Here is an 11745-nt window from a genome sequence, read left to right on the forward strand (position 1 = left end):
TTATCCGTTCTCTGTTTTGGCGGGCAAATTCTAAGCATTTAGCCCGCGTAAAGCTATCTCTTTGGCGGAAACAGCGGGTTTTTGGTCTATCCCGCGTGGCGATAACGCTTAATACGCAGATAACGGCGTCCCAGGCGCCAGCGTAAACGGAAAGTACAGGCGTTTTTCCAGATTAACCGCCAGATACCGCGGTCGAAGAATTCTTTAATGATAACATGCTTTTTCGACTCATCTTTCATACTGTCGAAGGTGTGGATGATCCCCAGGCCTTCTTTGGCGATCTGCCAGCGACAGGCGGCGATATGGCGCACTTTGTCCGGGTAACGCTGGTTGATCGCCTCCAGCATCTCCAGAATTTTCATGTAATGGCGCGCCGAACGCATCAGCGTGTCGTCGTTGTCCGGCTTATGCGACACCGACTCAGAGTGGATGTAGTAATCATAGAATTGCTGACTGGTGTACTGCACGCGCTCCGCGGCCAGCAACGCCTCTGTGGTCCACGGGATATCCTGATGGCGCAGGCCGGGCTCGAAATGGAAGTGATGCTGGCGGATAAAATCGTGGCGATAGATATTGAGCCAGGTGACGTGCAGAAATTTCCGCGAGTCCAGGGCCTGCTTGAGCCAGACATGGCCCGGCAACACACCGGTCGAGGGCAAGCGATCCAGCGGAAAGATCGGGTGGCTCTCGCGGCGCTTTTCGTACACGTAGGTGCCGTTGCAGGTGGCGACATCGAGATGTGCTTTCTCCGCCATCTCCAGCAGCGTGCGATACATGCCCGGATAGAGTTTATCGTCGATGTCCGGAAACGCGAGGTACTTGCCGCTGGCAACCGCCAGGCCGGTATTGCGCGCGACCGAGACGCCCTGGTTTTCCTGCTCCAGCACCTGGACGTTCTGCAGCCGATCCCGCCATTCGGCGATCACCGCCAGGCTGTTGTCCGTCGACCCATCGTTCACCAGGATCAGTTCATAGCTGTCCAGCTGCTGCTGTTCAATGCACTCAAAGAATTGCGCAAGAAATTTCTCACCGTTGTAGACGGCAGCCACGATGCTCAGTAAAGGCGTTTGACTCATAAATCTTCGATCCTGGTTAACTAACGGCGTCAGATGCGCTGCAGCTGACGGTACTGCTGACAAATGGACACGACGCTGAATTTTTCCAGCGCGGCATCGTCGATGGCCGGCGGGTTATGGTAAATGCTTTGCATCGTCTGAGCCAGCGCCGGACTGGTGAGATCCGCCAGACCGCGGGCAAGTTCGCCGGTGAGGATCTCGGTGACGCCGCCGGGGCAGCGGGTGCTGGCGACCGGGGTATGCAACAGCAGCGCCTCCACCACCACATTGCCGAATCCTTCGCTATCCGAGCTCAAAACCAGCATCCGCGCGCCTTTGATCCACGGTAAGGGGTTTTCCTGAAAACCTTTGAACCACACCCGGTCGTCAATCTGCAGCGTTTTGGCCAGCTGGCGCAGGCGCTGCTCTTGCTCCGGTTTCCCCTGGCCTAACAGCACCAGCGGCGCGTCGATGCCGCTTTGCGCGTAGGCTTCGAGCAGGCGGTCGTGGCGTTTGCCGGGATGGAAGCGGCCGACGTGAATCAGGTAGTCGCCGTCCGGGCGCTCGCTGTCGGCTTCCGCCCCGGCGCGCAGGGCGGCGATATCGAAGGGGTTATAGATGGTTTTCAGCTGCGCCGGGCGCAGGGCGAAGGCGTCCACCAGATCGCGCCCCACGGCGTCGGAAACCGCTACCACGTTGCGCCCCTGGTAAATCCGCTTAATTTTCTGCTGCTTCATCCAGCGGTCAAAGCCGGTACGGTGACCAAGATAAGAGGCCGAGAAGACGCCGTGCAGGCAGAACCAGACGTTGCGCTCGCGCAGCGCCCGGCTGCGGGCGACGATGCGGTCGGTTTTGTGCAGGTTGGAGAGCACAAGGTCAAATTGTCCCTGCTGCTCGGCCCGGATGACCGCGGCGTCCAGCTGGCGGGCGCGGCGGGACAGCTCGGTCAGCTTGCGCCACGGTTTGCGGCAGCGATCGGCCACCACCTGGTAGTCGAGCCCCTCGGGCAATGGGTACTCGCAGACGTCGCGTAGCGAAATGAGCGAGACCCGATCGCCGTCGCGCAGGAACTGCGCCGCCAGGGTGAGAACCACTTTCTCCGCGCCGCCGCCGGGCAATCCGTCAATCACAAATAAGATGCGCATCGTTATTTCACCAGATCCTGATAAAGGGAAAGCAGCTGGGTTGAGAGGCGCTTGCTGGTGCAGGCCATGATGCGCTCGCGGGCGCGGTCGCCTTCCGCGGAGCCCAGCGCGCGGGCAGGCAGGGCCATCACCGCCTGCTGCAGCGCCGGGATATCCAGGGCGTCGCAGACGTAACCGTTGTGGCCGTTGACGATAAACTCCGCCCCGCCGCAGCCGGTGGTGGTGATCACCGGCAGACCGCAGGCCATTGCCTCAAGGATGACGTTGGGGAACGGATCGTAGAGGGTCGGCAGCAGCAGGCCATCGGCCATCTGATAGAACGGCAGCGTCTCCGACTGCATGCCGAAGAAGCGCACCCGATCTTCGCAGTTCAGGCTTTTCGCCAGCGCCTGATAGCGCGGCTGATCTTTATCTTTGCCAACCACCAGCAGATAGCGATCGGTCGGGGCGATGGCGCGGATCGCCGCCGCCAGCCCTTTACGCTCAAAGCCGGAGCCGACGTAAATCAGGCAGGTCGCCTGCAGCGGCAACTGCCATTTTGCGCGTAAGGCGGCAAAGGTTTCTTCACCCGGCGGCAGGAAACGCTGGTTATCAATGGCGTTATAGATAACGTGGATCTTGTCCGCCGGCAGGCCAAAGTCTTCGATGATCTCGCGTTTGATCATCTCGGCGTTGCAGATCACCCCGCGCAGATGCGGGTCTTCGTACATCGCCCGTTCCGCTTGCATCACATAACGGTGGTAGCGGTCGGCGAACAGCAGGCGGCTTTTCCAGGCAGGTAAAATGCGCGAGCGCTGTTGCAGCCAGCGGCGATGAACGCCGTCGCCGGCGCGGTAGAGATCGCAGCCGGGAATACGCTCATGGCTCTGCACCAGGTCGAAGGATTCGCGCTGCCAGAGCGCCCGCGCGGCGTTGGCAAACCCGCGCTCGCGGCTGATGCGCCCCCATTTGCGCGGATTACAGATATGGATCTGCCAGTCCGGTTTCACCGGCCCCTGCCATTCGCGGGTGATGACGTTCAGCTGCAGATGACTGCTGTCGAGGGCTTCCAGCGCGCGGGAGACAAAGCGTTCTGCGCCGCCGTCCGGGCGGTACTTCTGCCGCACCAGAGCCAGCCTGAATTTACTCATGCCAGTACCTTTTTCGCCGCCGCGATCACGGCGTCGGTAGGAATTAAATCGAGATAACGTTCGTCGGTGTTGGTGTTGATGGCGTCCGGGTCGGGCAGTGGACCGAAGTCGCCTGCCCAGATCACCTCGCCTTTCGCCTGCCATGGACGCCAGAAGGTCAGCTTCGAGGGGCCGAACAGGGCGACCAGCGGAGTGCCGAGAGCCGCAGCCATATGCATTGGCACCGAGTCGACGCCGATAAACAGCCGGGCGTGATCGATCACCGCCGCCAGCTGGCGCAGCGTTAACTGGCCGGCTAAAGAGTGCAGCCGCGCCTGCGGGCAGCCGGCGATGATGGTCTCCACCATCTTCTTCTCTCTATCGTCGGGGCCGGAGGTGAGTACCACCGCGTACCCTTCGGCGGACAGCGCGTTGATCAGCGCGCTCATCCTGTCTTCGCGCCAGCATTTAAAGAACCAACGCGACGTTGGCTGGATGACGATGTAGTTATCCCGGAAGTCCTCCGGCAGCAGGGCGCGGCTGGTGGCCCAGTCTGCTTCGCTGTAGCCCATCCGCGCCGGGGCGTCGTTCAACTGGATACCGAGCGGAGCGAGGATAGAGAGATTCTGCTGTACCGTATGCAGCTGATTATGCTGTTGGGTGGCGGCCAACGCGGTGTGGCAATAGCGCCAGAACGGGTGGCGACGCTTCGGAAAATCAAAGCCGATCCGCGTCGCGGCGCCGGTCAGTTTGCTGATAATCGCGCTCGGCCACTGGTCGGCAAGGTTGAGCACCATATCGTATCGCTGCTGGCGCAGCGTCTGAATGAGCTGCCATTGCATCTTCAGCTGATGCTTTTTCCCCTGCTTTTTCCAGCGGCGGTCGAGACCATAAATTTGGTGGATATCGGGGTTGGCGGCGAGCATATCCCGGGTCTCTTCATACAGCAGGACATCCACGCTGGCGGCGGGATACTGCTGTTTCAGCGCGTGAATAAGCGGGGTGATCAGCAGCATGTCGCCATGATGGCGCAGCTTAATGACCAGGATCCGCGCCGGGTTCAAGGGGCTGCGGGAGAGGGTTTCAGGCGTCATACTCTGTTCTTCATCCAGGATAAGGGTTCCGATTCTAGGGGATCAGACAGATTGAGAGAAGCGTTGTATTGCTCTACCATGACCCGATACGTATGGCCTGAGGACGTTTTCGTGCACAATCCCGCATTTCTCATCACGATTGATACAGAGGGCGATAACCTCTGGCAAAAACATGACAGCATCACCACCGAGAATGCGCGTTATCTCCCGCGTTTTCAGCAGCTTTGCGAAAAGTATGGCTTTAAACCGGTCTATTTGACCAATTATGAAATGGCCATCGATCCCTTTTATATCGAATTCGCCAGAGACGTGATTGCCCGCGGCACCGCGGAAGTCGGTATGCATCTGCATGCCTGGAACAGCCCGCCGACCGAGCCGCTGACCGCCGATGACTGGCGGCATAAGCCTTATCTCATTGAATACAGCGATGCCATGATGCGTGAGAAGGTCGACTATATGACGCGTCTGCTGGAGGACACCTTCCAGACCAAAATGGTTAGTCATCGCGCCGGGCGCTGGGCCTTTGACGAGCGCTATGCGCGTCTGCTGGTGGAGTACGGGTATCAGGTGGATTGCTCGGTGACCCCGCGGGTGAACTGGAAGACCGCCAAGGGGGCGCCGCAGGGCGATGGCGGGACCGATTATCGTCGCTTCCCGCAGCATGCCTATTTCCTCGATGAAAATGACATCAGCCGCGAGGGCCGCTCGCCGCTGCTGGAAGTGCCGATGAGCATTCAGTACAAGCACTCCGCGTGGATGAACAGCGTGAAGCAGGGCTACGACCGCCTGCGCGGCAAAGTGCGTTCCCCCTCCGTGCACTGGCTGCGTCCGATGGGCGGCAACGTGGAGACGATGAAAAAAGTCGTCGAACAAACGTTGACGCAGGGCAATGACTACGTGGAATATATGCTCCACTCTTCAGAATATATGCCCGGCGGCAGCCCCACGTTCCAGAATGAACGGGATATTGAGCGTTTATACGCTGACCTTGAAGCCTTTTTTAGCTGGCTGGCGCCGCAGGTGAAGGGCATGACGTTGGCAGAATATTACCAGCGGAAAATCACACAGCGCTAACACAGCTCAAGGTACCGTATGCGTATCCTTAAACAATTGACGCGGAAAAAGAACGCTTTTTTCCGCGGTATTAAATTTAATTTAATTAACTATCGATACAGAAATAAGCCGGCGCGCAAACCCTTCGACCCGGCCCCTGTGCGCCGCGTGCTGCTATTGCGCCTGGACGATAAAGTCGGCGATATGGTGGTGACCACCGGCTGCGCCAGAATACTGGCCGAACGGGGATATCAGGTTTCGGTGTTAACCGGACCAATATGCTGCGAAATATTAGCCGGCTCAGAATTCATTGAGCAAGTATATTTATATCGACCACGCATGTCCTTAAATACGTTACGGGCGGCGGGTTTTGATGCGGTTATCGATTTTGATGACGTGACCAGCTATGAACGCTTTAAATTACTCGCCGATTTACGGGCGACCAGCGTGATTGGTTTTAATAAAGAGCCCTATAAACTTTACGATCATTCGATCGCTTTTTTTGACAGCAACAGCCATATTTCCCTGCGCTATCAGCAGGTGGTGAAGCTTTTTGGCGTCGTTGACGACCAGCCATACGACTATCATCTCCCCGGCTGTCGCCATGAGCGGGAGAAAGTGGCGCGCTTGCTTTCCCAGGCCGGAGAGGTCGCACTGCGCATCGCCATTAACCCTTTTACCGCCTCCGAGGATAAAGACTTCTGTCGTCATCAGGTGGCGACCCTGGTCGAGCGGCTACATGCTCTGCCTTACCGGGTCTGTATCGTGATGGTGGGTCGCAGCGAGAAAATTCAGCAGCTGGGGCTGGATATGGCGCTGTACGTCGCCGACAGCACCATCAACTCCGCCGTGGAGGTGATTCGCAGCTGTGATTTAGTCATTACGCCGGACACCTCGATTGTGCATATCGCCCGCGCCTTCGATAAACCGATGGTGGCGGTCTATAACAAACGCAAACTCAAGGATACCGGGCTGCCCGGCTATCATATCTGGGCGCCGGGCTATGACAAAGCGAGGCAGATCGTTTGTGAAGAAGCGAATGTCGCCGATGTGGCGATTGAGTCGGTATGGCCGGTGATTAAAGAGCAGGCCGACCGGCTGGTCGCCGCCCGCAGTTAATAGAAAAGTGAATATAAAAAAGGGCCGTCAGCGGCCCTTTCTTGTTAACGCTTTTCCGCCAGCCCTTTGCTGAGCGCAATGCCCAGCGGCAGCCAGAACAGCACCCAGGTCTCCCGGGGGTTGCTGATGATAAACATCCCCTGCGAGGCCATAAACACCAGCGCGTAAAACAGGATCGCCAGACTGTAGCGGCTGTCTGAGCGGCGCTTGCGCCACGCCTGCCACAGTCCGCAGGCAATGACCGCCAGCAACAGCAGTAAACCCACGATGCCGCCTTTCAGCAGGGCGCCCATATATACGCTGTGGGTGGTGGTGATGTGTTCGCCGCTGTAGTTGATGAAATCCAGTTCATAGCTAAAACCGCGTCCCAGCCAGGGCTGGCTGGCCATCTCCGACAGCGTATGGTGCCAGATGCTCAGGCGCAGCCCGCTTTGGGTGCCCAGCTCTTCGAAACGGGCGAGCAGCATGTCGCCCACCGGCGTCATGACCAAAAGCAGAGCCACCAGCACGGCCAGCGCCGCGGCGATCAGCAGGTTGCGGCGGGTGAAGACGTGCAGGTGCAGCGTACAGCCGACCGCCAGCACCAGGGCGATGATCGGCCCGCGGCTTTGGGTCAGCAGCATCATCACCAGCATGATGGCCACTGGCAGATAGAGCCAGTGGCTGGCTTTTTCTTTCAGTAGCATGCCGCAGATTAAGATGCCGATGCCGCAGTATCCGGCAAGGTCGATAACGTTTGTTGGCCCGGGGTTCTCGGGGGAGACCGCTCGTTCGGTGAGGACCAGGATGTGGTCGAACATCAGCGTCCACAGCGAGAGCACGGTGATCCCGCCAACCACCGCCAGCATGGCCAGGCGGCGGGTTCGTTCGTCGCTGAGCAGCATCGCCATCAGCAACAGATAGCCCGTCAGGTACACGCCGTGGGTGATCGGCGAGTCGATATGCTGCGGCGTATGGCCCCACAGGTTACTGAGGGCGTAATAGATAAAGAAGACCGCCAGCAGCGCCCAGGTCTGCCACTGTTCGCGTAACACGCCGGCCAGCGCCTGGCGGTTTTCCGGGCGTACCAGCGAGAGCAAGAGCAGCAGGATCGATAAATGCAGCAGGTTATTGGTCCGGGTGGACATGCAAAAAATCGCGCTGAAAAATAAAAACAAAGGAAAAACAATCGAGTAACCCTGTCTGGCGTAGTTACTCATTTTTAAAGTACTCATTAAACGCAACCTTTTCGAAAATAGTGTCCGGCACAGCGCTTTCTGGTGAAAAATTAATGACCCGGATCTGGCGTTGCTGCAGTACCTGCGCGGCATGTGCAAAGGAGGGCATGACGAGGGTATCCACTTTTGTTGCCAAGTACGAAGGCAATTTTTCTTGTTGTGTTTCGTAGAATCGCGGCTGGTTGAAGTTAGTCATATCCAGACCGCTGACCAGGATAGTGCTGAAGCCCAGCCAGGCGAGGATCTGCAGCGCCCAGTAGACCACCGTGCCGGCATCAAAGACGCCCTGGCGAATATCGGTGCTAAAACAGATATCCGGGCGCTGGGGATGAAAGCACATCGCCGGATTCTGCTGGTAAGTGCGCTTTATCGCTTCGCTGGCGACTTTCGGCTGGTAAATCTTATAGCAACCGTCCTCAATCAACGCCAAACGGCAGCGCAGCGCGTCCGCATGGCGATCGACGATTTTGGCGATCCCATGCATGGTGGTGAACAGCAGAATGTCCGGCTGACTGACGATGGCGCGGATAATGTCCGGCTTCTTATCGAAAAACTCCATGTCGACGATGGTATAGAGCGAAAAGTGCAGTCGGTCGGCAAGATGCCAGGCGCCATTGACGCCCATCACCGGGATCGTTTTCGACAACAGGGAAAAATCGATATTGCGGGTCGAAGGGCCAGTGGCGGTCAGCAGGACTTCGCCCTGCATGCTGTTTTTCAGCGCGCTCAGGCTGACCAGCGGCACCGTTTTCCCTTTATAACGCAACGCGCTGATTTCGCCGCTCGGCGCGCGGGTGATGCGGGTAAAAGGCCACAGATTTTCATTGTGACGATAAGCGCGAGGGCGGGTGTAGCGATAGATCTGCTTAAACAGGGATCCCATCAGAGCAACCCCTGATTTTGCAGAAGAAGATGAACCCGGCTGGCGGTAATATCGCCGGTGCTGGCGCTGTTTTCCGGCCGCACGATGTGCTGGTTTTTACCGTATCCGCCAATCAGCCCCGGATCGGTCGGGCCGTAGAGCGTGAAGTTCGGTTTATCCAGCGCGGCGGTCAGATGACTCAGGCCGGTATCGACCGAGACGACGGCCCGGGCGCTGGCCAGAACCTGCGCCACCTGCTCAAGGCTCATGCGCGGCAGCACTTCAACATACTCCCGGCCTTCCGCCAGCCGCTTCGCCCGCGCCTCTTCGTGCGGGGCGCCCCACGGCAGCTTAATGCGGACGCCGCTGTCGGCCAGCAGATCGAGCAGTTCCTGCCAGCGGTTTTCCGGCCAGTGCTTATCGTCGCGGGTGGTGGCGTGCAGAAACACCAGATAGGGGGCGGCAGCGCTAGCCTCGTGCTGCAGGAAATGGCGCGCAATGGCGTAATCCCCCTGGGTTTGGGGTTTCGCGTAGCCGAGGCTTTTGGCGAACAGCTCGCGGGTACGCTCCACCGCGTGCTGCTGTTTCGCAATGTGGTGGCGGCGGTTGTAAAACAGGCTGGCCAGCGGCTCGCGGGCCGTTTGCCAGTCCATACCATGCTTGACGCCGTGCGCCAGACGGGTGACCAGCGCAGCGCTTTTCACCAGCCCCTGGGCGTCGATAATGGCGTCATACTTGACCGCCTGGACGGCCTCGCGAAAGGCTTTACGCTCCGCTTTGATCGGCGCGGAGAACCAGGCTTTACGCCAGCGGCGGATCGCCACCGGGATCACCCGCTCGACGCTGTCATGCCAGGAGGGGATCTGCGCGAAGCCTTCTTCCACAACCCAGTCGAAGCGGATGCCGGGGATGGCCTGTGCGGCGTCGGTCAGCGCGGGCAGCGTGTGCAGCACGTCGCCCATCGATGAGGTTTTTACAATCAATACCCGCATCCGCTACGCTTCCTCGTGCCCGGTTTTTTCCGTCAGCAATTCGTTCAGCTCTTGCAGGACGCGCTCTGGCGTAATGTCGATCAGGCTCTGATGATAACCTTCCGCGGCATCGCCTTTGCGCACCTTGTGGTAGCCGGTAATCAGACGGATCACGCGCGCTTTATGCGACAGCGGCGGGGTAAAGTCCGGACTGCTCGGGCCATACAGCGCCACCAGCGGGCGGTCCAGCGCCGCGGCGACGTGCATCAGCCCCGAATCGTTAGTCACCACCGCTTTACAGGCGGCAATCAGGATCACCGCCTGCTCCAGCTGGGTTTCACCCGCCAGATTCCGGCACCAGGCCTGCTGCTCGCTGCTGAGGGCGGCGATGATCTCTTTGCCGGCCTCGTTATCTTTTGCCGAGCCAAATAGCGCAATCTGATAACCATCGTCGATGAGCTTTTTCGCCAGCGCAGCATAGTGATAGTGCGGCCAGCGTTTTGCCGGGCCGAACTCCGCGCCGGGGCAAAAGCCGATGATCGGCCGATCGTTGGACAGGTTAAAGGCGCTGCAGGCCTGCGACTTTTCCCCTTCGTTGACCTGCAGCTGCGGCCATAGCAGCGGCTGCGGCAGATCTTTGGCGCAGCGCATCACGCCGTTGTCGTAGGCCAGCGCCACGTAGCGTTCCACCATCAGCGGCCAGGCGTCTTTGTCCAGCACCCGGGCGTCGTTGAGCAGGCCGTAGCGCATCTCGCCGCGCCAGCCGGTGCGTAGCTGGATGTTGGCAAAGAAGGGGACTAATGCCGATTTAAACGAGTTTGGCAGCACGTAAGCGCGATCGTAGCGACGCTCGCGCAGGCTGTGGCCGAGTTTGCGGCGTTCGCCGATAGCCAGCGCGCCGTGGCCCAGCGGCATCGGGATCGCTTCGTTCACTTCCGGCATGCGCGATAACAACGGACGACACCAGGCTGGCGCCATCACGTCGATAATCGCCTGGGGATAGCGCGCCCTGAGCGTACGATAAAGACTTTGCGACATCATCATGTCGCCCACCCAAGACGGGCCTACCACCAGAATTTTCATGTTATCTCTTACGCATCCCGATTCAGCCAGGCCATATACTCCGTTACGCCTTCGGCAACGGTTTTGAACGGTTTGTCATAGCCCGCTTTACGCAGGTTAGTCAGATCCGCCTGGGTGAACGCCTGGTAGCGGCCTTTCAGTTTGTCCGGGAATGGGATGTACTCGATGCTGCCTTTTTTGTGGTACGCCAGGGTCGCGTCGGCGACGGCCTGGAAGGATTCCGCGCAGCCAGTGCCGAGGTTGAAGATGCCGGAAACGCCGTTTTCCCAGAACCACAGGTTGACGTCAGCCACGTCGCCGACGTAGACGAAGTCGCGCTTGAAGCCGTCGCTGCCTTCGAACAGTTTCGGACTTTCGCCATTATTCAGCTGGGTGTTGAGGTGGAAAGCGACGCTCGCCATGCTGCCTTTGTGGCCTTCGCGCGGCCCGTAGACGTTGAAGTAGCGGAAGCCGACGATCTGCGAATTGGCTTCCGGCAGGATCTGACGAACGTATTCATCGAACAGGAATTTGGAGTAGCCGTAGACGTTAAGCGGCTGCTCATACTCGCGAGACTCGATGAAATCGCTGGTGCGTCCACCGTAGGTGGCCGCCGAAGAGGCGTACAGGAACGGAATTTCGCGCTCCAGGCAGTAGTGCAGCAGCTCTTTGGAGTACTGATAGTTGTTGTCCATCATGTACTTGCCGTCCCACTCCGTGGTGGAAGAGCACGCGCCTTCGTGGAAGATTGCGTCAATGTCGCCGAACTCTTCGCCTGCCATAATCTGGATCAGAAAGTCTTCTTTATCCATGTAGTCAGCGATGTTCAGGTCAACCAGGTTCACAAACTTGGTGCCGTCTTTCAGATTGTCGACAACCAGAATGTCGGTAATGCCCTTGTCATTCAGCGCTTTAACGATGTTGCTGCCGATAAAGCCTGCGCCGCCGGTTACGATGATCATAACTGTACCTTTGAAGTTGAGAGCCCAGAGACAATCCGGACATGAATGCTCATATCATATCACCACATGAGCAAGCCTACAGCCATTCGCAGAATA

Annotated in this window: 11 protein-coding genes; 2 read left to right on the forward strand and 9 right to left on the reverse strand. The window is 58.6% G+C overall.

The genetic code is table 11. The annotated features are described in order from the left end of the window. Positions 1-86: 86 nt before the first annotated feature. From ACOI7D_RS20995 to rfaQ, 4 genes are read right to left on the reverse strand one after another with little or no spacing between them, the layout of a single operon-like run. Positions 87-1076: a glycosyltransferase gene (locus tag ACOI7D_RS20995; RefSeq protein ID WP_023291365.1), complete on the reverse strand. Its 990-nt coding sequence runs from the start codon at positions 1074-1076 to the stop codon at positions 87-89. Between the two features lie 29 nt (positions 1077-1105). Further along, a complete protein-coding gene (locus tag ACOI7D_RS21000) occupies positions 1106-2200 on the reverse strand; it encodes a glycosyltransferase (RefSeq protein ID WP_023291364.1) in 1095 nt (364 codons plus the stop codon). A 2-nt stretch (positions 2201-2202) separates the two neighbouring features. Next, on the reverse strand, positions 2203-3330 hold the full coding sequence (locus ACOI7D_RS21005) for a glycosyltransferase family 4 protein (protein WP_060589874.1): 1128 nt from the start codon (positions 3328-3330) through the stop codon (positions 2203-2205). After that, on the reverse strand, positions 3327-4403 hold the full coding sequence (rfaQ, locus tag ACOI7D_RS21010; RefSeq protein WP_050533484.1) for a putative lipopolysaccharide heptosyltransferase III: 1077 nt from the start codon (positions 4401-4403) through the stop codon (positions 3327-3329). The genes ACOI7D_RS21005 and rfaQ overlap by 4 nt, the downstream gene beginning before the upstream one ends. Positions 4404-4514: 111 nt before the next feature. On the opposite strand from rfaQ, the gene ACOI7D_RS21015 reads away from it, so the two are divergent. Next, positions 4515-5477 carry a polysaccharide deacetylase family protein gene (locus ACOI7D_RS21015; protein ID WP_023291361.1) on the forward strand — a complete coding sequence of 321 codons (963 nt, stop codon included), beginning with the start codon at positions 4515-4517 and terminating at the stop codon, positions 5475-5477. Between the two features lie 18 nt (positions 5478-5495). Further along, positions 5496-6575 (forward strand): glycosyltransferase family 9 protein, encoded by a 1080-nt coding sequence (locus tag ACOI7D_RS21020; protein WP_032454363.1) that lies wholly within the window; start codon positions 5496-5498, stop codon positions 6573-6575. Positions 6576-6619: 44 nt separating this feature from the next. Here the strand turns inward: ACOI7D_RS21020 and ACOI7D_RS21025 are convergent, their stop codons facing one another. The 5 genes from ACOI7D_RS21025 to rfaD are packed head-to-tail and all read right to left on the reverse strand — an operon-like array spanning position 6620 to position 11649. Continuing rightward, positions 6620-7789 carry an O-antigen ligase family protein gene (locus ACOI7D_RS21025; RefSeq protein WP_060589872.1) on the reverse strand — a complete coding sequence of 390 codons (1170 nt, stop codon included), beginning with the start codon at positions 7787-7789 and terminating at the stop codon, positions 6620-6622. After that, entirely contained in the window at positions 7767-8675 is a 909-nt protein-coding gene (locus ACOI7D_RS21030; protein WP_023291358.1) for a glycosyl transferase, read from the reverse strand. Before ACOI7D_RS21030 ends, ACOI7D_RS21025 begins: the two co-directional genes overlap by 23 nt. Beyond that, on the reverse strand, positions 8675-9646 hold the full coding sequence (rfaC, locus tag ACOI7D_RS21035; protein WP_065882887.1) for a lipopolysaccharide heptosyltransferase RfaC: 972 nt from the start codon (positions 9644-9646) through the stop codon (positions 8675-8677). The genes ACOI7D_RS21030 and rfaC overlap by 1 nt, the downstream gene beginning before the upstream one ends. A gap of 3 nt (positions 9647-9649) precedes the next feature. Beyond that, positions 9650-10708 (reverse strand): ADP-heptose--LPS heptosyltransferase RfaF, encoded by a 1059-nt coding sequence (gene rfaF, locus ACOI7D_RS21040; RefSeq protein WP_109546811.1) that lies wholly within the window; start codon positions 10706-10708, stop codon positions 9650-9652. An 8-nt stretch (positions 10709-10716) separates the two neighbouring features. Next, positions 10717-11649, reverse strand: coding sequence for an ADP-glyceromanno-heptose 6-epimerase (gene rfaD, locus ACOI7D_RS21045; RefSeq protein WP_109546812.1), 933 nt, complete (start codon positions 11647-11649; stop codon positions 10717-10719). Positions 11650-11745 lie beyond the last annotated feature (96 nt).

Source organism: Klebsiella sp. C360 (assembly GCF_048822415.1).
In the GTDB taxonomy this organism is placed as follows: Bacteria; Pseudomonadota; Gammaproteobacteria; order Enterobacterales; family Enterobacteriaceae; genus Klebsiella; species Klebsiella quasipneumoniae.